19 protein-coding genes are annotated in these 21,307 nt (G+C 65.8%); 5 read left to right on the top strand and 14 right to left on the bottom strand.

The genetic code is table 11. The features are described from left to right. Positions 1-5 precede the first annotated feature (5 nt). Together BM190_RS13250 and rsmD are read left to right on the top strand one after the other, a co-directional pair. Entirely contained in the window at positions 6-2,069 is a 2,064-nt protein-coding gene (locus BM190_RS13250; RefSeq protein ID WP_177237060.1) for a pseudouridine synthase, read from the top strand. 174 nt (positions 2,070-2,243) lie between these two features. Continuing rightward, on the top strand, positions 2,244-2,798 hold the full coding sequence (rsmD, locus tag BM190_RS13245) for a 16S rRNA (guanine(966)-N(2))-methyltransferase RsmD (RefSeq protein WP_092255227.1): 555 nt from the start codon (positions 2,244-2,246) through the stop codon (positions 2,796-2,798). A 116-nt stretch (positions 2,799-2,914) separates the two neighbouring features. Here the strand turns inward: rsmD and mutL are convergent, their stop codons facing one another. After that, complete coding sequence (gene mutL, locus BM190_RS13240; RefSeq protein ID WP_092255225.1) at positions 2,915-4,729, bottom strand: DNA mismatch repair endonuclease MutL; 1,815 nt, start codon at positions 4,727-4,729, stop codon at positions 2,915-2,917. Positions 4,730-4,969: 240 nt separating this feature from the next. Here mutL and BM190_RS13235 point away from each other — a divergent pair, with 240 nt between their 5' ends. After that, complete coding sequence (locus BM190_RS13235) at positions 4,970-5,287, top strand: ribbon-helix-helix domain-containing protein (protein WP_018321943.1); 318 nt, start codon at positions 4,970-4,972, stop codon at positions 5,285-5,287. A 124-nt stretch (positions 5,288-5,411) separates the two neighbouring features. On the opposite strand, the gene BM190_RS13230 is transcribed toward BM190_RS13235, so the two are convergent. The 4 genes from BM190_RS13230 to BM190_RS13215 are packed head-to-tail and all read right to left on the bottom strand — an operon-like array spanning position 5,412 to position 8,381. Next, the gene (locus BM190_RS13230; RefSeq protein ID WP_092255222.1) at positions 5,412-6,980 is read right to left on the bottom strand and encodes a GMC family oxidoreductase; all 1,569 of its coding nucleotides are present in this window, start codon (positions 6,978-6,980) and stop codon (positions 5,412-5,414) included. Positions 6,981-7,010: 30 nt separating this feature from the next. Further along, complete coding sequence (locus tag BM190_RS13225) at positions 7,011-7,559, bottom strand: Twin-arginine translocation pathway signal (RefSeq protein ID WP_092255219.1); 549 nt, start codon at positions 7,557-7,559, stop codon at positions 7,011-7,013. A 39-nt stretch (positions 7,560-7,598) separates the two neighbouring features. Further along, the gene (locus BM190_RS13220; RefSeq protein WP_092255216.1) at positions 7,599-7,994 is read right to left on the bottom strand and encodes a VOC family protein; all 396 of its coding nucleotides are present in this window, start codon (positions 7,992-7,994) and stop codon (positions 7,599-7,601) included. Further along, on the bottom strand, positions 7,995-8,381 hold the full coding sequence (locus BM190_RS13215) for a c-type cytochrome (protein WP_092255213.1): 387 nt from the start codon (positions 8,379-8,381) through the stop codon (positions 7,995-7,997). Between the two features lie 301 nt (positions 8,382-8,682). Here BM190_RS13215 and BM190_RS13210 point away from each other — a divergent pair, with 301 nt between their 5' ends. Next, on the top strand, positions 8,683-8,991 hold the full coding sequence (locus BM190_RS13210; protein ID WP_026202641.1) for a hypothetical protein: 309 nt from the start codon (positions 8,683-8,685) through the stop codon (positions 8,989-8,991). Between the two features lie 62 nt (positions 8,992-9,053). Here BM190_RS13210 and arfB read toward each other — a convergent pair whose 3' ends face one another. The 7 genes from arfB to BM190_RS13175 all read right to left on the bottom strand — a co-directional run bounded on the left by arfB (position 9,054) and on the right by BM190_RS13175 (position 18,046). Next, positions 9,054-9,470, bottom strand: coding sequence for an alternative ribosome rescue aminoacyl-tRNA hydrolase ArfB (arfB, locus tag BM190_RS13205; RefSeq protein WP_018321949.1), 417 nt, complete (start codon positions 9,468-9,470; stop codon positions 9,054-9,056). Positions 9,471-9,587: 117 nt separating this feature from the next. Then, complete coding sequence (locus tag BM190_RS13200) at positions 9,588-10,955, bottom strand: M16 family metallopeptidase (protein WP_177237059.1); 1,368 nt, start codon at positions 10,953-10,955, stop codon at positions 9,588-9,590. Beyond that, positions 10,952-12,343, bottom strand: a complete 1,392-nt coding sequence (locus BM190_RS13195) for a M16 family metallopeptidase (RefSeq protein ID WP_092255908.1) — start codon at positions 12,341-12,343, stop codon at positions 10,952-10,954. Before BM190_RS13195 ends, BM190_RS13200 begins: the two co-directional genes overlap by 4 nt. A 194-nt stretch (positions 12,344-12,537) precedes the next feature. Continuing rightward, complete coding sequence (locus BM190_RS13190; RefSeq protein ID WP_092255207.1) at positions 12,538-13,263, bottom strand: hypothetical protein; 726 nt, start codon at positions 13,261-13,263, stop codon at positions 12,538-12,540. A gap of 95 nt (positions 13,264-13,358) precedes the next feature. After that, positions 13,359-13,853 carry a signal peptidase II gene (lspA, locus tag BM190_RS13185; RefSeq protein ID WP_092255131.1) on the bottom strand — a complete coding sequence of 165 codons (495 nt, stop codon included), beginning with the start codon at positions 13,851-13,853 and terminating at the stop codon, positions 13,359-13,361. Between the two features lie 10 nt (positions 13,854-13,863). After that, positions 13,864-16,872, bottom strand: a complete 3,009-nt coding sequence (gene ileS / locus BM190_RS13180) for an isoleucine--tRNA ligase (RefSeq protein WP_092255128.1) — start codon at positions 16,870-16,872, stop codon at positions 13,864-13,866. 202 nt (positions 16,873-17,074) lie between these two features. Continuing rightward, entirely contained in the window at positions 17,075-18,046 is a 972-nt protein-coding gene (locus BM190_RS13175) for a bifunctional riboflavin kinase/FAD synthetase (protein WP_092255125.1), read from the bottom strand. A gap of 232 nt (positions 18,047-18,278) precedes the next feature. On the opposite strand from BM190_RS13175, the gene BM190_RS13170 reads away from it, so the two are divergent. After that, the gene (locus tag BM190_RS13170) at positions 18,279-18,674 is read left to right on the top strand and encodes a response regulator (protein WP_008567674.1); all 396 of its coding nucleotides are present in this window, start codon (positions 18,279-18,281) and stop codon (positions 18,672-18,674) included. Between the two features lie 212 nt (positions 18,675-18,886). On the opposite strand, the gene BM190_RS13165 is transcribed toward BM190_RS13170, so the two are convergent. Next, complete coding sequence (locus BM190_RS13165) at positions 18,887-19,741, bottom strand: TIGR01459 family HAD-type hydrolase (protein WP_028140142.1); 855 nt, start codon at positions 19,739-19,741, stop codon at positions 18,887-18,889. 15 nt (positions 19,742-19,756) lie between these two features. Further along, positions 19,757-21,238, bottom strand: a complete 1,482-nt coding sequence (locus BM190_RS13160; protein ID WP_092255122.1) for an EAL domain-containing protein — start codon at positions 21,236-21,238, stop codon at positions 19,757-19,759. Positions 21,239-21,307 lie beyond the last annotated feature (69 nt).

Here is a 21,307-nt window from a genome sequence, read left to right as displayed (position 1 = left end):
CATTCATGCCTCGCGACAGCGACAAAGACAACGATTCCCGCGGCCGGCGAGGCCCGGCCAAAGGCGGCCGTTCCGGCAAGGCACGCGGCCCCGAGAAGAAGTTCGCCAAGCGCGGTTTTGAGGGCAAGAGCGAGCGCAGGGGCGATCGCGACAGCCGCCCGCCCCGTGGCGACCGTGACAGCCGCGCGCCGCGCGAGGGGAAACCGTTCCGCCGCCGCGAGGAGGGCGATGCCCCGCGCCGCGATTTTTCCGACCGTCCCCGCTTCAAGCGCGATGACCGCGGCAGCGAGGGTCGTGGCGAGCGCAGCTTCAAGCCGCGCGGCGACCGTCCGTTTTCCGATCGCTCTTCGCGCGATGGCGAGAAGCGGCCGTTCAAGCCGCGTGGTGATCGTCCGTCCTATGGCCGTGACGACCGTCCGCCGCGCAGCCGGGATCGTGACGATTCCCGTCCCGCTGGCCGGTTCGGCGACAAGAAATTCGGTGACAAGCGTCCCTACGCGCCGCATGGCGATCGTCCGGAACGCAAGTTCGACAGCGAGCGGAAGTTTTCGCGGGGCGGTCCTGATCGCGACCGCGGCGAGCGCGGTGATTCCAAGCCGTGGCAGAAGCGCGACGACCGTCCGCGTGGCGATCGTCCGCCGCGCAAGGATTTTGGCAAAGGCCCGCGCAAGGATTTCGGTGGCCGTGATCGCGGCGAGGACAAGCCCTGGCAAAAGCGCGAAGGCGGCGAGGACCGTCCGCGCTTCTCGCGCTCCCGCGACGATCGCGCGTCGGGCGACCGTCCGTTCCGCGAGCGGCCCAAATTCGATCGCCCGCGCGAGGATCGTCCGAAGTTCGATCGGCCCCGTCGCGACGGCGATGGCGACCGCGGCGGGCGTGGCGGCGACCGGCCGAAATTCAACCGTCCGCGCGAGCGCTCGGAAGGCCGTTCCGATTGGCACGAGCATCCGCGCAGCGAAGGTCGTTTCGGCGATCGCCCGCGCCGTGACAACGAGGACGACAGCAGGATTTTCGAGAAGCGTCCCGCTTTCGGCGGCCGCGGCGCCTATCGCGAGCGGGACCGCGATTTCGACCGCCGTCCGCGCCGCGAAGAAGCGCCGAAGCCGAAGAAGGCCGGCGAGCGCATCGCGAAAGCGCTGGCCCGCGCGGGGCTTGCCTCGCGCCGCGATGCCGAGGAGATGGTCACGCAGGGCCGCGTCACCGTCAACGGCCGGGTGATCAACTCGCCGGCGCTCGACATCACAAAGAACGACGTCGTCCTGGTCGACGGCAAGCCGTTGCCGGAGCGCGAGCGCACGCGGCTGTTCCTCTACCACAAGCCGCGCGGACTGATGACCACGCATGACGACCCCGAGGGTCGTCCGACCGTGTTCGACAACCTGCCCGAAGGCCTGCCGCGCCTGATCTCGATCGGCCGGCTCGATTTCAACACCGAAGGCCTGCTGCTGCTGACCAACGACGGCGGGCTCGCGCGCACGCTCGAGCTGCCCGACACCGGCTGGCTGCGCCGCTATCGCGTTCGTGCCCATGGCGACGTCACCCAGGCGCAGCTCGACGAGCTCAAGAACGGCATCGAGGTCGAGGGCGTCAAATACGGTCCGATCGAAGCGACGCTGGAGCGCGATCAGGGCGCCAATGTCTGGCTGGTGTTCGCGATCCGCGAAGGCAAGAACCGCGAGGTGCGCAATGTCTGCGCTCATCTCGGGCTCGAGGTGAATCGCCTGATCCGGGTTTCCTACGGTCCGTTCCAGCTCGGCGAGGTGCCCGAAGGTCAGGTCGAGGAGATCCGCTCGCGCGTGCTGCGCGACCAGCTCGGCGACAAGGTGATCGAGAAGTCGGGTGCGCAGTTCGACGTGCCGCAGAAATCTTCTGCAGGTGATGACGAGAAGAAGCCCACCAGCAAGCGTGCCGTGATCAACGACCGCAAGGGCCGCCGCGTGCTGGTGCAGCGCACCGGCAGCGAGGAGGCGCGCGAGCGCAACGAGGAAGAGGCCAACGGCTACGGCCCGCCGCGCCGTCCCAAGCGCGGCTATCACGGCAAGCGCGACCTGACGCCGCGGGAGGACTGAGGTGGAGCGCGGTCATTCGCTCCGCACTCTCTCGTTCCCTCCCCCCTTGTGGGGGAGGGTTAGGGAGGGGGGTACCCCACGAGAGGTCGCTGCTTGTGGCACCCCCTTCCCCAACCCTTCCCCACAAGGGGGAAGGGAGCTCACCTTCCGTTCCTCTACTATTCGAGTCTCATAATGCGCGTCGTCGGCGGTCGTTTGAAGGGGCGCAATCTCGCCTCACCGTCCTCGCGCGACATCCGCCCGACGGCGGACCGCTTGCGCGAGTCCGTCTTCAACATCCTCGTGCACGCCTATGATGATCCGATTGCGGACGCGCGCGTGCTCGATCTCTTCGCCGGTACCGGGGCGCTCGGCATCGAGGCGTCGTCGCGCGGCGCGAAGTTCACGCTGTTCGTCGACAATGGCGCCGAGGCGCGGGCGCTGCTGCGCAACAATGTCGAGTCGCTCGGCCTCGGCGGCGTGAGCAAGGTCTACCGCCGCGATGCCACCGATCTCGGGCCCGCGCATCCCGTCGAGCCGTTCTCGCTGGTGTTCCTCGATCCACCCTATGGCAAGGGTTTTGCGGAGAAGGCGCTGGCGAGCTTGCGCGACGGAGGCTGGCTCACGCCCGGCGCGCTGCTGGTGGTCGAGGAGGCCAAGGCCGCGCAGTTCGTGACGCCGGAAGGGTACGAGGAATTGGAGCGGCGGGCGTATGACGATACGGAGTTCGTGTTTTTGAAGCGGCCGTAGCTGCACTGCCGTAGGGTGGGCAAAGGTGCGTCGCGCCGTGCCCACGCACTCTGCACAATCGCGATAGGTGGTGGGCACGCTTCGCTTTGCCCACCCTACGGCACCTTCACCACGGCTCACCGCCGCCCGAACAGCTTCTCCACATCGCTGAGCTTCAGCTCGACATAGGTCGGCCGGCCGTGATTGCACTGGCCGGAGTTCGGGGTGTCCTCCATCTCGCGGAGCAGGGCGTTCATCTCTTCCGGCCGCAGCCTTCGGCCGGCGCGCACCGAGCCGTGGCAGGCCATGGTCGCCGCGACATGCATCAAGCGGCGCTCGAGCGGCAGCGCCTCGTCCCACTCGGCCATGTGCTCCGAGAGATCGCGCAAGAGGCCGCCGGCATTGGTCTTGCCGAGCAGCGAGGGCGTCTCGCGCACCGCGACCGCGCCGGGGCCGAAGGATTCGATGGCGAGGCCGAACGATGCGAGCTCCTCGCTGCGCTCCAGGAGGCGCTCCACCGTCGCCTCGTCCATCTCGACGATCTCGGGGATCAAGAGGATCTGCCGCTGCACGCCGTTCGCCGCCAGCGAGGCCTTCAGCCGCTCATAGACGATGCGCTCATGCGCGGCATGCTGGTCGACGATGATCAATCCGTCGCGGGTCTGCGAGACGATATAGGTCTCGTGGATCTGCGTGCGCGCGGCGCCAAGCGGACGATCGACCAGATCGCTGACGGGCTGGGACTCGATCCGCACGTCCGCGCTGGGCGCACCGACGTCGAAGGTGGCCTGCGCACGCTCGGCGAAAGCGGGTGCGGCCGATCCTTCGAAGGACGGCATCGGCGCGACTGGGGCGGACGGCGAAGCCCGCCAGTCCCAGCTTGCGGGACGCGGCGGCGTGAAGGCCGGCCGGAACGCGGACAACGCGCTCTCGCCGCTGTTGGCAGCGGTGCGACGCCCCTCACGCGCGAGACCTTCCTTCAGCCCGTGCACGATCAGCGCGCGGACCAGGCCGGCGTTGCGGAAGCGCACTTCGGTCTTGGCCGGATGGACGTTGGCATCGACCTCGCGTGGGTCGAGCGTAACGAACAGCGCCAGCACGGGATGCCGGTCGCGTGGCAAATAGTCGGCATAGGCTCCGCGCACCGCGCCGAGGATCAGCTTGTCGCGGACCGGGCGGCCGTTGACGAAGAGATACTGCCCGAGCGCGTTGGCCTTGGTCAGCGCAGGTGCAGCGGCATAGCCGGCGACGACGACGCCCTCGCGCTCGGCGTGGATCTCGAAGGCATGGCTGCGAAACTCAGCGCCCAGGATGTCGCCGAGCCGCGTCAGGCGGCCGGCGGCGCCGGGCAGCGCGGCAGCCCAGGTCACCGGTGCGCGCTCTTCGCCCGCGAGCGTGAAGGCGATATCAGGCCGCGCCATCGCGAGGCGCCTGACCACCTCGCGGATCGCTTCCGCCTCGGTGCGGTCAGTCTTGAGGAATTTCAGCCGGGCTGGCGTCGCATAGAAGAGGTCGCCAACCTCGACGCGGGTGCCATGCGCCAGCGCCGCCGGCATGATCTCGGACTTCTCGCCGCCCTCGACCGTGAGCGCCCAGGCGTGCGGCTCACCCGCATGCCGGGTGGTGATGGACAGTCGTGCCACCGAGCCGATCGAGGGCAGCGCCTCGCCGCGGAACCCGAGCGTGCGGATTTGGAGCAGATCCTCGTCGTCGAGCTTGGAGGTGGCGTGGCGCTCGACCGCGAGCGCGAGGTCTTTCGCGGTCATGCCGCCGCCGTCGTCGGTGATGCCGATCCGGCGCCGCCCGCCGCCATCGGTGAAGACGTCGATCCGGCTGGCGCCGGCATCGATGGCGTTCTCGACCAGCTCCTTGACCACGCTCGCCGGACGCTCGACCACCTCGCCGGCGGCGATGCGGTTGACGACCTGTTCTGGAAGCTGGCGGACGGGCATGAGGTTCTGATCTGGATTCGCGGACAGCGCTATTCTAGGCCGTGTTGCGTCAAAAGCATGTGTTGGGCAACAGCCGTGTGGCCGCCTGGGGAAGAGGGCTACCTATCGCATTGAAGACATTGAGCGTTCGAGAAAATTGCGCAGGCCGGCACCTGCCGACATCCGACGACGGTCCGGATTGTGAGGCGCCGGGCAGCGGTGTAGCATCGTGAAAAAATGGCAACAGGACGGGAGGACGCCATGTGCCATCTCTTCGCGCATCAGCCCCAACGCGATTACGAATCCCAGACCCGCTCCCTGCGGATCGATGGCCATTGCACCTCGATCCGGCTGGAAATGGCGTTCTGGGATACGCTGGAGGAGATCGCGGCCAGGGAGGCCATGAGCCTCGGCAAGTTCCTGACGACGCTCTACAACGAGGTGCTCGACCATCATGGCGAGGTCAACAATTTCGCCTCGCTGCTGCGCTGCTCGTGTCTGATCTATCGCTCGAAGAGCATGGCGACGGTGCCGGAGTTCAAGGCCACGGTGGCGCCGATTCTCGATGCGGCGGAATAGCTTCCGCACCTTCGGGGTCGTCCCGGCCTAGTGCGCAATTGCGCACGGGCGCCGGGACGACACCTTGAGTGTGGATACGCAATCCCTCCTCAACGTCGTCCTGGCGAGCGACGCCAACGTACGATCAAATCTCCTTCTTCTGCATCGCGCCCGCGATGTAGTCCGCCTGCCGGATCGCCAGCGCGACGATGGTCAGGGTCGGGTTGCAGGCCGCACCGCTGGTGAACTGGCTGCCGTCCGAGACGAACAGGTTCTTGACGTCGTGGCTCTGTCCGAACTTGTTGACGACGCCATCCCTGGGCTTCTCGCTCATCCGGTTGGTGCCGAGATTGTGGGTGCTCGGATAGGGCGGCGTCGGATAGGTCACGGTGGCGCCGACGGCGTCGTAGACCGCAGCGCCCTGTTTGTAGGCGTGCGCGCGCATCGCGAGATCGTTGGGATGATCGTCGAAATGCACACTCGCGACCGGCTGCCCGAACTTGTCCTTCACGCGAGGGTCGAGCGTGATGCGGTTGGTCTCCTGCGGCATGTCCTCGCCGACCAGCCACATGCCGGCCATCCTGGGATAACCGTCGAGCGCCGCGGTGAATGGACGGCCCCAGGCGCCGGGATTGAGGAACGCCGCCATGAACGGCAGCCCGATCGATAGCGTCTCCATCTCGTAGCCGCCGACGAAGCCGCGCTTCGGGTTGTTGGCGGCTTCATCGCGGATGATGCCGGCCATGGTTGTGCCGCGATACATGTGCACCGACTTCTCGAACACGGCATAGACGCTGCCGGTCATGTGCCGCATGTAGTTGCGGCCGACCTGGCCCGATGAATTGCCAAGGCCGTCGGGGAACATGGTCGAGGCGCTGTTGAGCAGCAGCCGCGGGCTCTCGATCGAGTTGCCGGCGACCGCGACGATGCGCGCCTTCTGGCGCTGCATCGCGCCGCTCTCGTCGGCGTAGACCACGCCGGTCACCTTGCCGCCGGCATCATGCTCGATCTTGATCGCCATGCTGCTCGGTCGCACTTCGAGATTGCCGGTCGCCTCGCCCTTCGGGATCTCGGTGTAGAGTGTCGACCATTTCGCGCCGGATTTGCAGCCCTGGAAGCAGAAGCCGATCTGCTGGCAGGCGCCGCGGCCGTCGCGCGGCTGGCTGTTGATCGCCATATTGCCGGTGTGCACCGTCTTGTAACCGAGCTTCTTGGCGCCGGCTTCCAGCACCTTGAAATTATTGTTGCCGGGAAGGCCGGGAATGCCGTTGGTGCGGGTCACGCCCATCTTGTTCTCGGCCTTGGCGTACCACGGCTCCATCTCGGCGAGCGTGACCGGCCAGTCCAGGAGATTGGCGCCGGGAAGGTTGCCGTAGGTGCTCTTCACCCTGAACTCGTGCTCATCGAAGCGCAGCGAGGCGCCGGCCCAATGGGTCGTCGAGCCGCCGACCGCCTTGACGATCCAGGCGGGAAGGCCGGAAAAATCCTTGGCGACGCGCCACGTCCCCGAGGTGGTGCGCGCATCGGTCCAGGCAAGCTGGGAAAAACTCTCCCACTCGTCGTTGACGAAGTCGTGGTTCTCGATGCGGGGACCCGCTTCGAGAATGACCACCTTGACGCCCTTCTGCGCGAGCTCGTTGCCCAGCGTGCCGCCGCCGGCACCGGAGCCGACGATCACCACAACGCTGGAGTCGTTCAGATCGAATTTTGCCATATGCGTTCTCCTGAACCGTTGGGGTGGGTCTCAAGCCTTCGGCAGCCAGTCGATGTCGGCGAAGCCACGGTTGATGTAGCCGCCGTGCTCGGCGGAGGAGCCCTCGTAGCCGAACCGCGGCCAGACCTCTTTCTGGTTGTAGAGCGAGACGATGAGGTCGCCGCGCACCTTCTGGAAGAAGTCGCTTCCCTCGATCTCCTTCAAGAGCACCACACGGTCGGCTTCCCATGGCACTTCGACATAGGGCACCTTGTGGCGATCCCGCGCATTCTGATCGAGCCGCGTGATGCCGTCGCTGATCAGCGACTTGACGGCGGGATCCTTCGCCGCCTTGCCGTCCCACGGCTTGACCGCGGTGATGTAATAGCTGTCGCCGAGCACGTCGTGCGGATAGATGTCGCGCGCGACTTTCAGCAGTGTCTTCATCGTCGCGGGCGAGAGTGCGCTGGCATCATCGGCCCACGCATCTTCGATGCTCACGGTGACGCTGGTCGCGACGGCTACGACCGGCACGGCGGTCGCCGCACCCTTGAGAAAGACGCGACGGCTGTGCTTGCTTCGACGATCGACTTCTCTCATGGCATTCCTCCGTGGATTTTTATGATTTGGACCTTTGTGTCAGCCGAACCGTCCGCCCCGCTGGATCACCTCGATCTTGTAGCCATCGGGATCGCTGACGAAGAAGAAGCGCGCCAGCGTCCTGCCGTCGTGCTTGAAATCGCGTAAGGGCCCCGGCGCGAGCTTCTCGCGCTCGAAGCGGGCATGCTCGGCCTCGAGATCCTCGACCACGACGGCGAGATGGCCGTAGCCGTCGCCGAGTTGGTACGGCGTCTTGCGATCGAAATTCACCGTCAGTTCGACCTCGAAAGGTGAGGAGGGGTGACGCAGATAGATCAGGGCAAAGTCCGCGAATTTCAGATGGTCTGCGACTTCGAGGCCGAAGGCACGCCGGTAGAAGTCGAGCGAGCGCGCCTCGTCGAGCACGCGGATCATGGAATGGACCGGCTTTGCCATTCAGTTCTGCCCCTTCAGGTAAGCGATGATGGCGGCGCGCGTCTCCGGCTTACCTTGCCGATAGGCCATGACGACACCGGGAATGACGGCTTGCGGATTGGTCAGCCAGGCGTCGAGCCGGGCTTCGTCCCAGGTGAAATCTGCGTTGGCGAGGCCTTGCGAATACCGAAAGCCTTCGACCTTGCCGGCGAGACGGCCCACGACCTTGAGCAGCGGCGGTCCCTGGCGCACCGGCTCCGACAGGTTCGTGGTGTGGCACGCCGCGCATTGTTGCTTGAAGAGTGTCGCACCGTCCGGCGGCTTTGCGGCCGGCAAAGGCATCTGTGCGTCGGCAACCCGCACCACCAGCACCATCGCGGTGCACAATCCCAGCACGAACGCGCGCATCGTCTAGAGCCGCCCATCGACATCAACCTGCGCAAACTCTAGGCGGCGTCAGATGGGCGGTGGTAGTAGCGGGCTGTTTCGCTGCGTGCGGAGATGCTCGTGATGCGCGGTGTTCCGCGCTGCCTTATATGCGGAGCACAATTCCGCGAAACCGCCGTCAAATCCCTAAACGATCACCACACCATGCGCATTGCATGACGATTGCGCCGCTTGAACTCTCGACGCGATGCAATGGCCCGGTGCAGATCAGCGGCGTGTGCGCCGCCGAGCCATTCGTCGCGAAAAAATCCAGGAGAAATGGATGAAGTTGGTGAAGACCTCGATGATCGCATGCGCTCTGTCGGCTCTCATTGCGACGCCCGTTCTCGCGCAAAGCGCGCCCCCCACCGCCAAACCGGGCGGCACCGTGCAGAGCAAACCCATGCAAGGCAGCACGATGGGCAGCGGCGACGAGGAGATGAATGCTCAGCCGGGCGCGGCGGGCGAGAAGACCGGCATGAAATCGACCAAAGGCACCAGGGGCACGGTCGGCACCACGGGTAGCGCTGCGCACAAGGGAACGGCCGACGATGCCACGACGGGCGGCGCAGCCCCTTCCAAGCGTTACTAGTCTCGCCGGTGAAACGGCAAAACTCCGGTCGCCCAGCGGCCGGAGTTTTTTTGCCGCGCTAATTAGTCGTCGAAGCGCCCGCCGCGTCCGGCCTTGACGTCGCTGCGGCGCTTCTTGCCCTCGAGCCGGCGTTGCTTTGAGCCAAAAGTCGGCTTTGTCGCCCGCCGCGGCTTTGGCCGCACCATGGCTTCGCGCAGCATCTCCGTGAGGCGGTCAATGGCATCCTGGCGGTTGCGCTCCTGGGTGCGGAAGCGCTGCGCCTGGATCACGATCACGCCGTCCTTGGTCATGCGCTGACCGGCGAGGCGGGCGAGCCGGATCGCCGCATCCTCCGGCAGGGTCAGCTTGCGCGCGTCGAAGCGCAACTGCGCCGAGGTCGCGACCTTGTTGACGTTCTGCCCGCCCGGGCCGGAGGCGCGGACAAAGCCGATCTCGATGTCGTCCTCGTCGATGACGAGATCGCGGGATATCCGCAGCATGATGGCACCATTCGTGATGTCCGGACATATCGCGGACGTCTGCGTTGGGCAATGGTGCTTGGTGGAAACGCAAATGGCCGGGCGAGCCCGGCCATTTCAGGACATCTGAGAGGGATGTCAGTTCGACTTCGTCGCCGGAGCCGCGGAGGGCTGCGCCGCAGCCTGGGGGGCGCGGCCCACGACGACGGTCAGGAGGCCCTGGCCCCAGAGGCGCTTGGCGGCGGCTTTGGCGTCGTCCAGCGTCACGGCGTCGACGATGGCGTTGCGCTTCTCGATATAGTCGATCGGCAGCTTGTCCTGCTGGTACTGCAGCAGCGCCTGGGCCAGCTTGGAGGAGGTATCGAGCGCCAGCATCTGCGAGCCCTTGAGGTAGGACTTGGCCTCGTCGAGCTCCTTCTGCGTCGGGCCTTCCTCGGCGATCCGGCGCACTTCCTTTTCAATGGCATCGATGGTGTCGCCGGCGCGGTCGGCGCGCGTGCCGGTATTGCCGATGAACACCGCCGAATGCTCCATCCAGAGCAGCGCTTCATAGACCGAATAGGCCAGGCCGCGCTTCTCGCGCACCTCACGATAGAGCCTGGACGACAATCCGCCGCCGCCGAGGATGTGATTGACGACATAGGCCGCCATGAAGTTGGGATCGCTACGCTTCACGCCCGGGCCGCCGAAGGTGATCACGGTCTGCGGCACGTCGAGCGTCACGAAGGCGCGTTGCGGCGGCTTTGCGGCCTCGACGTCGGGGACCGGCGTGAGGTTGGCCTTGGCGGGCAGGCTGCCGAAGGTGTGGTCGAGCAGCTTGCCGAGGGTCGCCGGATCGACGTCGCCGACGACTGCGATCTTCAGCCCGTCCTTGGCGATCACCCGTCCGACATAGTCCTTCATGTCGGCGATCGTGATGGTCGGCACGCTGTCGAGGTTGCCGTTGCTCTGCCGGCTGTAGGGATGATCGCCGAAGGCGACCTCCAGGAATTTGCGGCTCGCCAGCGAGGTCGGATTGGTGGTCTCGCGGCGCAGGCCCGAGACGACCTGCGAGCGGATGCGTTCGACATCGGCGGGGTCGAAATGCGGCGAGGTCAGCGCGCTCCTGAGCAGGTCGAAGGCCTCGTCCTTGTTGTCGCGCAGCATGCGCAGGCTGCCGCGGAAAGTGTCGCGGGTGGCGCTGAAGGAGAGCTCGATGGCGCGGCGGTCGAGCCGCTCGTGGAAGGTCTTGGAGTCGAGATCGCCGGAGCCTTCGTCGAGGAGATCGCCGACCAGGTTGGCGACGCCCGGCTTGTCCTTGGGATCCTGCGCCGAGCCGCCGGCAAAGGAATATTCCATGGCGATCAGCGGCACGGTTGCGTCCTGCACGAACCAGGCCTCGATACCACCCGGCGAGACCAGGTGCTGGATCTTTGCGGCCGCCTGCGATGGCGTGATGGCGGCGAGGGAAAGCGCAGCGCCCGTGACAAACGAGAAGGCAACGCGTCGAAGGAAGGGATAGGTCACGAACGCTTCTCCTCGCGCTTGGCGGCACTGGTGTCCTTGATCAGATAGCCCGTGACCGAGCGCTTCTTCTCGAGCCATTTCTGCGCAACGGCGCGGACCTGCTCGGCGGTGACCGCGCGGATGCGATCGGGCCAGCTCCTGATGTCCTCGATCGACAGGCCGGTGGTCAGCGCGCCGCCATACCAGCGTGCCAGCACCGCCTGGTTGTCCTGGGCGTAGATCGCTTCCGCGATGAGCTGGGTCTTGACCCGCTCCAGATCCTCGGCGCGGATCGGGTTCTGCGCGACATTGGCGATGACGCCGTCGACCGCCTGCTCGACCTCGGCAAAGCTGACGCCGGGTTTCGGTGAGGCAGAGATCGCGAACTGGGTCGGGTCGAGCGAGATGCTCGAATAGCTGGCATTGGCGGAGACCGCGAGCGGCTTGTCGACGACGAGGGCGCGGTAGAGATAGGAATTGCTGCCGCTGCCCATCAGCTGCGCCAGCACGTCGAGGGCGGCGCTCTCGCCGGCCGCGGCCGTGGTTGCCGAGGGCACGAGATAATAGCGCCGCATGCTCGGCTGCTCGACGCGCGGGTCGGCCAGCGTGACGGTGCGCGGGGCGGCGGGCTCCGGCTCCTGCGGACGGACTCGCCGCGCCGGGATCGCTGCTTGCGCCGGGATGGAGCCGAAATTGCGCTCGACCAGTGGGCGGATGTCGGCGGCCTCGACGTCGCCGGCGATCACCAGGATCGCGTTGTTCGGCGCATAGAAGCGGCGGTAGAAGGCGAGCGCGTCCTCGCGGTCGAGCTTCTCGATCTCCTGGTGCCAGCCGATCACCGGACGGCCGTAGGGATGATTGAGATAGAGCGCGGCCATGATCTGCTCGTTCAGCCGCGCGTCCGGATTGTTGGCGACGCGCATATTGTATTCTTCGAGCACGACGTCACGCTCGGGCAGCACGTTCTCGTCCTTGAGGATGAGGCCGGTCATGCGGTCGGCCTCGAACTCCATCATGGTCGGCAGCTGCTCTTTCGGCACGCGCTGGTAATAGTTGGTGTAGTCGACCGAGGTCGAGGCGTTCTCGTTGCCGCCGACGCGAAGCACGGTCTGGGAGAATTCGCCGACGGGGTGCTTCGAGGTGCCCTTGAACATCAGGTGCTCGAGGAAGTGGGCGAGGCCGGACTTGCCCGGCGTCTCGTCGGCCGAGCCGACCTTGTACCAGATCATCTCGGTGACGACGGGCGTGCGGTGATCGGGGATCACCACGACCTGCATGCCGTTGCTGAGCGTGAAGCTGGCGGGCGGGGCCGATGTGACCGTGGTCTGGGCAAGGGCCGCGCCTGATGTCAGGACACTGGTCGAAAGCAGCGCGGCAAGGAGGCAGGCAGCCGATCGGTTTGCGGACATCATGATCCCTAGTGAAAGGCCGAGGTCCGGATGTCCGGCTCGGACGGCACGGCATGCTACACCGTGCGGCTGAGGCTTCGCGTCACGAAGCAGAGAACTCAACGCGATGGCAAGTTACTGATCAGCAATTTATGCGCCTCGGCCGGCGTGCATGACTCGCCGGCGCGGGATTTCGGGTCTGTGGAACAGGAACGCTATTGTTCCTTGTCCTTGCCGGACATGATGTCGAAATAGGTCCGTCGCGACTTGTCCGGCCCGGCGCCATAGGCGTAGTTCGGAGACGGCGTCTGATAGCCCGGCGGCGGCTCGACCAGCGACTGGCGCGGCGGCTCCTCGGTGAATTTCTTTTCTTCGGTGGCGTTGCCGCCCTTCATCATATTCCACAGGCCGCCGGAAAAGCCGAGTTCGGCGGGGCTGAGTGACGGATTGCCGTTGGTGCCCGGCTGGATCGGGTCATTGCTTGTCCGGGGGGCTGCGGCGACCTGGCCGGCCTTCATCTCGGCGGGCGTCAGCTGTCGGGCGGCCTGCCAGTTTTCCGTTTCCTTGGTTGCCTTCTTGCGCGCGGCGATGGCTTCCTTGCGGCGCTTCTCCTCGGGGTCCTTGGGCCAGTTCGGCGCGGCCTTGGCCTGGGTCGCGGGAGGCGGCAGGTCGAGCTTGGGCGGCACGACCAGCGGCGAGCGCTCGCGGTATTCGATGCCGGGCTTTTCCATGCTCTTGGCGCCGATGCCGGACATCAGATTGTCGATGATCTTCTCTTCGAAGGTCATCCCGTCATCTTCATCGTCGTCGTCACCGGCGCGTGCTGCGCCGGCCGACATGACGAGGCCGATGCCGAGCGCGACGGCGGACAATCTCAACGCCCGCCAAAGCCCCAATCGGGGGTCTCGAACCATCGAAATGCTGGTCTTCGAGCTGCGCATTACTGTACCTGTTCCATATTGTGTCAGATCGCCGCTCGCACGCGGCAAACCCTCGCAAAGGCCGGGTTCCACCTGCCGGTCCGTATCGGCCGGGATCAGGGCGCTTTTGCGGCGGGTACCCCCAGGAAGGAATCATACAATAGCCCCGCCACCCCAGCAACGATGGCCACGTCGGCGAGGTTAAACACATACCAATTATAGGTATTTCCGCCGATCTCGATGTGGAGCAGGGCGAAATCGACCACCGCGCCATAGGCGAGGCGGTCGATGCCGTTGCCGATGGCGCCGCCGATGATGAGGCCCAACGAGATCGTGGCCAGTCGGGTGTGCGAGCGGGCCATCCAGATCGCCAGCGCGACCACGGCGATGGCCTTGACGGCCATCAGCGCGAGCTGCGCCGCCTGGCCGTCGTTCTGCAACCAGCCGAAGCTGATGCCGATGTTCCAGGCCAGCACCAGGTCGAAGAACGGCGTCACCTTGACCACGCCGCGACGGGCGAGGTCGAACCCGTTCAGCAGCCAGAGCTTTGAGGCCTGGTCCGCCACGAGGGTGACCAGGGCCGCGAGGATGCCGGCGCGGAGCGGGGTCATGGCCGCGGGATCAGACGCTCACGCCCAACGCCTTCCACTCGCGCAGCGCCTGTGCATCGCGCGGGGTGACGTCGGGATATTCAGCGTCTTCGCCGACCATTGGGGAGATCTTCCAGGAGCGGGCGCATTTGGTGCCGACCGCCTTCTCCACCACGACCGCGACACCGGGCACGGCATCGAGCCGGAACGCATCGGCGGGCGCCTCGCCTTCGCGCACCTCGTAATTCGAGGTGATGCAGATTTCGGCGAGGTCGACGTCGAACAGCGTCATCAGCATGTCCCGGTCGGCGACGTAGATCACCGGCGAAGCCTCCAGCGAGGAGCCGATGTTCTTGGCGGCGCGTTCGAGCTCGAGCGCGCCGGTGACGACACGGCGGACGTTGCGGATCGCTTCCCATTTCGCGGCGAGCTTGTCGTCGCGCAAGGCTTCGAGATCGGTCGGGAACAGCGTCAGATGCACCGATGGCTCGGCATCTGGCCGATACATGCGCCAGCTTTCCTCCGCGGTGAAGCTGAGGATCGGCGCCAGCCATTTCAGGACCGAGGCGCACAACAGGTCGATCGTCGTCAGCGCCGCCTTGCGCGTCGGCGACGACGGCGGATCGCAATAAAGCGTGTCCTTGCGGATGTCGAAATAGAACGCCGAGAGCTCGCTGTTCAGGAAAGCGGACAGGATCGCGACCACCGATTTGAAGTCGAACTCTCGATAGGCCTTGTCGACCGCAGCCGCGCGCACCGCGAGCTCGTGCAGCATCAGCCGTTCGAGCTCGGGCATCTCGGCAGGCGCCACTGCGTCGGCCGGCTTGTAATGATGCAGCGTGCCGAGCATCCAGCGCACGGTGTTGCGCAGCTTGCGGTAGGTCTCGACGGTGTTCTTCAGGATCTCGGGACCGATGCGCTGGTCGTCGGTGTAGTCGCAGGACGCGACCCAGAGCCTCAAGATGTCGGCGCCGGATTCCTTGATGACGGCCTGCGGCTCGATGGTGTTGCCGAGCGACTTCGACATCTTGCGGCCGTCCTCGGCCTGGGTGAAGCCGTGGGTCAGCACGACGTCGTAGGGCGCGCGGCCGCGGGTGCCGCAGCTCTCCAGCAGCGAGGAGTGGAACCAGCCGCGATGCTGGTCCGAGCCTTCCAGATACATCACCGTGTCGGTGCCGCCGTCGACCTTGCGCTTGATGCCAGCGAGCCCGGGAAACTGCACGGGGTCTTCGAGCACGAAGGCGTGCGTCGAGCCGGAATCGAACCAGACGTCGAGAATATCGTCGACCTTCTGCCAGTCTTCATTGGCCCGTGCGCCCAGGAAGCGCTCGCGCGCGCCCTTCGCGTACCAGGCATCGGCGCCTTCCTGCTCGAAGGCATCGCCGATACGGGTGTTGACGGCCTCGTCCTGGAGGATCTCGGCGGAGCCGTCGCCCTTCTCGCGCACGAACACGGCGATCGGGACGCCCCAGGCGCGCTGACGCGAGATCACCCAGTCGGGCCGCGCCTCGATCATGCCGTTGATGCGGTTCTCGCCTGACGGCGGCACCCATTGCGTCACCGAGATCGCGTGCAGCGCGCGGGCGCGCAGCGTGTCGCCGCTCTTGGTCTTGCCGCCCTGCGCCACGTCCTTGTCCATCGCGATGAACCATTGCGGCGTATTGCGGAAGATCACCGGCTTCTTGGAGCGCCAGGAGTGCGGATATTGGTGCTTGAGCCGGCCGCGCGCTAGCAGCATGCCTTTTTCGACGAGCGCCTTGATCACGGCCTCGTTGGCGTCGCCCTTCTCGCCCTTGTCGTTGATGACGCGCTTGCCGGCAAAGCCCGGCGCATGATCGGTGTAGGCGCCGTTCTCGTCGACGGTGTAGGGGATTGCCGTGGTGATGCCGCGCGCATCGAGCTCGCGCGCCTGCGCCATCCAGGCATCGAAGTCCTCGCGGCCATGGCCGGGCGCGGTGTGCACGAAGCCGGTGCCGGTGTCGTCGGTGACGTGGTCGCCGGGCAGCAGCGGCACGATGAAGTCGTAGCCGCCGGCAAGACCCTTCAGCGGATGGGCGCATTCGATCGCGTCCATGGTGTCGCCGGGCACGTCGCGCACCTTCTCGAAGGCCGTCACGCGCGCCTGCTTGAAGACCTCTTCAGCGAGCGCGTCGGCGAGGATCAGGAGATCTCCGGTCCTGGCCCAATTGTCGGCGGGCGCGTCCGTCACCTTGTACAGGCCGTAGGCGATCTTCGGCGAGAACGAGATGGCGCGGTTGCCCGGCAACGTCCACGGCGTGGTGGTCCAGATCACGACGCTTGCGGTAGCGAGCGCACCGTGCGCGGGCGAGGTGACCGGGAATTTCACCCACACCGTATCGGAGGTGTAGTCCTCGTACTCGACCTCGGCTTCGGCCAATGCGGTCTTCTCGACCACGCTCCACATCACCGGCTTGGAGCCGCGATAGAGCGTGCCGTTGGCCGCGAACTTCATCAGCTCGCGCGCGATCTGGGCTTCGGCCGGGAAGCTCATGGTGGCGTAGGGATGGTCCCAGTCGCCGATGACGCCGAGGCGCTTGAACTCCTCGCGTTGCACGCCGAGCCAATGCGTGGCGTAGGCACGGCACTCCCGGCGGAAGTCGATCATCGCGGTGGAGTCGCGGAAGTCGGGCTTCTGCTTGCCCTTCTTGCGATAGTGCTCTTCCTCGACCTTCCATTCGATCGGCAGGCCGTGGCAGTCCCAGCCGGGCACGTAGTTGGAATCGAAGCCGAGCATCTGCTGGCTCTTGGTGACGAGATCCTTGAGGATCTTGTTCAGCGCGGTGCCGATATGGATGTTGCCGTTGGCATAGGGCGGGCCGTCATGCAGCACGAACTTGGCGCGGCCTTGGGCAGCCTCGCGCAGCTTCTCGTAGAGACCGATCTCGTACCAGCGCTTGAGGATCTCCGGCTCGCGCTGCGGCAGGCCGGCGCGCATCGGGAATTCGGTCTGCGGCAGGAACAGGGTCTTCGAATAGTCTTTGGCTTCAGACTTGGGGGACTTTTGCGGCTTTTCGGACATGAGGCTGACTGGCTCGGAAGGGCGCGGGAACGGATGGCGATGCGGAATCGCGGGGTGAAACGACAAAATCCCGGTCTTGCGCCGAGCCGAAGGCTCAGGCGGAAGCCGGGCCGCTAATCCCTATGATGCGCCGCGCAAACATGGGCCCTCCATAGCAGGGGGCCAAGGGAAGCGCAAAGGTTCGGGGAAGCCGGGTTCGGGCTCAATCGATGGTGCCGAGCCGCGGAAATGCGTCCGGGGCGGCGGCCAGGATGGCGCGGGCACGGGCGGAATCGTCGTCCATCTGGCGGATCAGGGCCTGCAGATTGTCGAATTTCAGCTCCTCGCGGATGAAGCCGACGAAGGCGCAGTCCAGAGCCTGCCCGTAGAGGTCGCCCTTGAAGTCGAACAGGAAGATCTCGAGCAGCGGGGCACCGTTATCAAAGGTCGGGCGGCGGCCGAAGCTTGCCACCCCGTCCAGCCGCTCAGGCCCGCGGCCGACGCGCACCGCATAGATGCCGTGCTTCAGTCCGCAATTGGCGTCCAGGCGGATGTTGGCGGTGGGATAGCCGAGATCGCGGCCGCGCTTTTCGCCGTGGATGACCTCGCCGGTGACGAACCAGGGCGCGCCGAGCATGGTGGTGGCTTCGCCGAGGAGGCCTTCGGCGAGTGCGATCCGGATGGCGCTGGAGGACACCGGCCGCTCGTCGATATCGACATGGGGCTGCACATCGACCTCGATGCCGAGGCGGGGCGCTTCGTTGACCAGAAGGCTCGGCGAGCCGACCCGTCCCTTGCCGAAATGGAAGTCATAGCCGACCGCGATCCCGCTGACGCCGAGCCGCCCGATCAGGTCATGGTGAATGAAGTCTTGCGCGCTAGTTCCGGCACGGGCCTTGTCGAAGGTCATGACCACGGCGCCGGCAAGCCCGGTGCCGGCCAGAAGCCGCAGCTTGGCCCGCTCGTCCGTCAGGCGGAATTGGGGGGTGTTGGGGCTGAAAAACCGCCGCGGATGCGGCTCGAAGGTCAATGCCAGCGCGGGGCGGCCCTGCGCCCGGCCCATTTCCAGGGCTGCGGCGATCACGGCGCGGTGGCCGAGATGAACCCCGTCGAAATTGCCCATGGCGACCACGGCACCCCTTGGAATCGCGGAGACCGGCGTGGTGTCGCGGATAATGGTAAAATGCGGAGCCATCAGGGGAATTCTCAAACCGGCAGGACCGGGCGGGACCGTGGCGCGACCGGCTGGATGAAGTCAAGCGGGAGGGAGGCGGCCGGATCGAACGCGATTTCAGTTCTTGGCGGGCGTCCCCAATTAACGCGCTGTTTAACGCCTTGGTGCTAGTCCTTGAGCGTGGAACTGCCGGGGCTCCAGCTTGGGGCAGTTCCGATCGTAATATTCCTGGGTTTGCGTTGGGGGAGTCGAGATGGCGGTTGATTTGTCGATGCCGGTTCTGGTGGTGGACGACTACAGCACCATGATCCGTATCATCAGGAATCTGCTGAAGCAGCTTGGCTTCGAGAACATCGATGATGCCAGCGACGGTTCGGCAGCACTGAACAAGATGCGCGGCAAGAAGTACGGGCTCGTGATCTCCGACTGGAACATGGAGCCGATGACGGGTTACGACCTGCTGCGCGAAGTGCGCGCGGATCCGAACCTCGCCACCACGCCCTTCATCATGATCACCGCGGAATCCAAGACCGAGAACGTGATCGCGGCCAAGAAGGCCGGTGTGAACAACTACATCGTCAAGCCGTTCAACGCGGCGACGCTGAAGACCAAGATCGAGGCGGTCTTCCCGGACATGGCGAGCGCGTAAAGCGCCGCCTGATCCAAACACAGCCTTCTATAGAGATCGTCATGCCCGGGCTTGTCCCGGGCATCTACGTTCTTGGGCGTTGGAAGCAAGTCGTGGATGGCCGGGTCATAGGCGAGCGGAAGCGACGCCGTCCTTCGGACGGCTGTGCCCGGCCATGACGGTGTTGAGAGCTAAGCAATTGGTCTAAGCCGGCGTCAGTTCACGCCCAGCCGTCACCACTTCAATTCGCGCATCAGCGCCTTCGGCGGGTGGCCGAACAATTCCATCACCGATGCCGGGTCGAGCTGGTCGAGGCCCTCGAACTCCTCGGCATGGATGCCGCGGGTGACGAACAGGCAGTCGATGCCGAATTCGCGCGCGCCGGTTAAGTCGGTGCGGACGGAATCGCCGATCGCCAGCACTTTCTTCCGGTCGATCGGATGGCCCTGGCGTTCACCGGCGAGTGCCATTGCGCGCTCATAGATCGGCCGGTGCGGCTTGCCGTAGAAGATCACCTCGCCGCCGAGCTCGCGATAGAGCTCCGCGATGGCGCCGGCGCAATAGATCAGCCGGTCGCCGCGCTCGACCACGATGTCGGGATTGGCGCAGACCAGCGTCAGCTTGCGCTCGCGCGCCTTCAGCATCATGCCGCGATAGTCTTCCGCCGTTTCGGTCTCGTCGTCATAGAGGCCGGTGCAGACGATGTAGTCGGCTTCCTCCAGCGGCGCGGTTTTCGCGTCGAGCCCGCGATAGATCGAGTTGTCGCGCTCGGGACCGAGCCAGAACATCTTGCGGCCGGGATGCTCGGCGACATAGAGCCGGGTCAGGTCGCCGGACGAAACGATGGCGTCATAGGTCTCGTCGGCGACGCCGAGCTTGCGCAACTGCCGCTGCACGCTATCGGCCGGGCGCGGTGCGTTGGTGATCAGGATCACCGTACCGCCGCGGCTGCGATAAGTGTGCAACGCCTCGCAGGCTTCCGGGAAGGATTCGAGGCCGTTATGGACCACGCCCCAGATGTCGCTGAGCACGACATCGACACCGCCCACGAGCTCGCGCAGGCTTTCGGCGAAATGCAGTGTGGTCATGATGCGCAGCGTCGATCAGATGCGGCGCGCGAGCGCCGCGTTGCCGGTGATGCGTTGTGCCGGAGCGGCTGACGTCGCGCCAGATGTCGCGCCTTGGCTGGGGGGAGCGGAGCCATTGGATCCCTGAATGTCCTGCGCCTGGTTCGGCGAGGCCCCGCCGGTAGCAGATGCCCCCTCAGGCCGCAATGGCCGGGGCGGCGCGAACAGGAAGCCCTGGCCGAACCGCACGTCATAGTCGAGCAGGTCCACGACCGCGCGCTCGCCTTCGATCCTTTCGGCGATCAGGTCGATGCCGAAGCGGCCGAGCAGGTCGGAGAGGTCGGAGGGATGGATGTCCGAGGCCGAGGCCTGCCGGGGGTCGAGCAGCAGGGTGGCCGGCACCTTGATGAAGCGGACGCCGCGGTCGGCCAGCTCGCGCGGCTCGATGCGCAAATCGGTGACATGGTCGATCGAGAAACGGAAGCCGCGCTGAGCGAGCGCCGCGAGATTCTCGGTCTCGGCCGGGCCGAGATTGCGGAAGGTCGATTGCTTGAACTCCAGCACCAGCGAGGGCGCCAGCGCCCGGTTGGCTTCGAGGAAGTCGAGGCATTGCGCGAAGGTGGTGGAATTGCCGAGCGTTGAGGCCGCGACGTTGCAGAACACGCCGACGTCCTTGTTGCGCACCATCAGGCGCCGCAGCACCTGCACACAGCGCAGCATCACCATGTTGTCGATGCGCCCGATCAGGCCGGACGCCTCCGCGATGCTGATGAACTCCTCGGCGGCGATCAGCTGGTCGCGCTCGTCACGAAGTCGCGTCACGGCTTCATAGAACCGCACCTTGCGTTGCGGCAGCGTCACCATCGGCTGCAGGAAGATGTCGATGCGGTTTTCGTCGATCGCGTTGCGCAGCGCCGCCAGCAACTGGGTCTGGTTGCGCCCGTTGACGGCCGGAACCGGATTGGCGGCCTGGGTCTGGATCGCCGGTGCCGGTCGTGACGGTGGTGCGGGCAGCGGAGGCGGGGCAGGCCGCTCCTCGAACGGCGCAATCAGGTCGATTGGCGCCTCCGGCTCCAGCCTGGCGATCGGAGCGGGAGCCGGCGCTGGCGCATTGCCAGCCAACAGATCCTCATGGGTCGATACGGTGGTGGCGAGCTGCCTGACCAATCCGCCGAGCTCGTTGATCTCGCCGACCACCGACTGGATGCGGTCGGAGTTGGTCGAATTGGACGAGGCGATACGGCCCTCGATCGCGGCCAGGCGGCGACCGAACTCCGCCACCTGGCGGGCGAGGTCGGCGGTGCCGCGCGACAAATCGGCGATCTGGCCGCCGACGTCGCTGCGGTCGCGCAGCCGCATCGACACCGCGTTGTAGAGGATCAGGAAGGTCAGCGCGGTCAGCGCCACGATCGCGGATTCGGTTCCGCTGATGCCGGCGACGGCGTAGAGCACAAGCCCGAGCGAGGCCGCGACCAGTACCATGCAGATGGCGATGAAGATCGTCGAAATGCGAATCATGCCGCGCGTTACGCCTCAAAGAGCTGACTGCCTCACCCGGGAAAACACGGGTCACTGTGCGAACCCGTC

The organism is Bradyrhizobium sp. Rc3b (assembly GCF_900114915.1).
Classification (GTDB): Bacteria; Pseudomonadota; Alphaproteobacteria; order Rhizobiales; family Xanthobacteraceae; genus Bradyrhizobium.
This window is presented reverse-complemented; position numbering and strand designations above follow the sequence as displayed.

Excerpts from the sequence above, each read along its gene's own strand:
- BM190_RS13250 (WP_177237060.1), top strand. The coding sequence starts at position 6 with ATGCCTCGCGACAGCGACAAAGACAACGATTCCCGCGGCCGGCGAGGC.
- rsmD (WP_092255227.1), top strand. The coding sequence starts at position 2,244 with ATGCGCGTCGTCGGCGGTCGTTTGAAGGGGCGCAATCTCGCCTCACCG.
- mutL (WP_092255225.1), bottom strand. The coding sequence starts at position 4,729 with ATGCCCGTCCGCCAGCTTCCAGAACAGGTCGTCAACCGCATCGCCGCC.
- BM190_RS13235 (WP_018321943.1), top strand. The coding sequence starts at position 4,970 with ATGTGCCATCTCTTCGCGCATCAGCCCCAACGCGATTACGAATCCCAG.
- BM190_RS13230 (WP_092255222.1), bottom strand. The coding sequence starts at position 6,980 with ATGGCAAAATTCGATCTGAACGACTCCAGCGTTGTGGTGATCGTCGGC.
- BM190_RS13225 (WP_092255219.1), bottom strand. The coding sequence starts at position 7,559 with ATGAGAGAAGTCGATCGTCGAAGCAAGCACAGCCGTCGCGTCTTTCTC.
- BM190_RS13220 (WP_092255216.1), bottom strand. The coding sequence starts at position 7,994 with ATGGCAAAGCCGGTCCATTCCATGATCCGCGTGCTCGACGAGGCGCGC.
- BM190_RS13215 (WP_092255213.1), bottom strand. The coding sequence starts at position 8,381 with ATGCGCGCGTTCGTGCTGGGATTGTGCACCGCGATGGTGCTGGTGGTG.
- BM190_RS13210 (WP_026202641.1), top strand. The coding sequence starts at position 8,683 with ATGAAGTTGGTGAAGACCTCGATGATCGCATGCGCTCTGTCGGCTCTC.
- arfB (WP_018321949.1), bottom strand. The coding sequence starts at position 9,470 with ATGCTGCGGATATCCCGCGATCTCGTCATCGACGAGGACGACATCGAG.
- BM190_RS13195 (WP_092255908.1), bottom strand. The coding sequence starts at position 12,343 with ATGTCCGCAAACCGATCGGCTGCCTGCCTCCTTGCCGCGCTGCTTTCG.
- BM190_RS13190 (WP_092255207.1), bottom strand. The coding sequence starts at position 13,263 with ATGCGCAGCTCGAAGACCAGCATTTCGATGGTTCGAGACCCCCGATTG.
- lspA (WP_092255131.1), bottom strand. The coding sequence starts at position 13,853 with ATGACCCCGCTCCGCGCCGGCATCCTCGCGGCCCTGGTCACCCTCGTG.
- ileS (WP_092255128.1), bottom strand. The coding sequence starts at position 16,872 with ATGTCCGAAAAGCCGCAAAAGTCCCCCAAGTCTGAAGCCAAAGACTAT.
- BM190_RS13175 (WP_092255125.1), bottom strand. The coding sequence starts at position 18,046 with ATGGCTCCGCATTTTACCATTATCCGCGACACCACGCCGGTCTCCGCG.
- BM190_RS13170 (WP_008567674.1), top strand. The coding sequence starts at position 18,279 with ATGGCGGTTGATTTGTCGATGCCGGTTCTGGTGGTGGACGACTACAGC.
- BM190_RS13165 (WP_028140142.1), bottom strand. The coding sequence starts at position 19,741 with ATGACCACACTGCATTTCGCCGAAAGCCTGCGCGAGCTCGTGGGCGGT.
- BM190_RS13160 (WP_092255122.1), bottom strand. The coding sequence starts at position 21,238 with ATGATTCGCATTTCGACGATCTTCATCGCCATCTGCATGGTACTGGTC.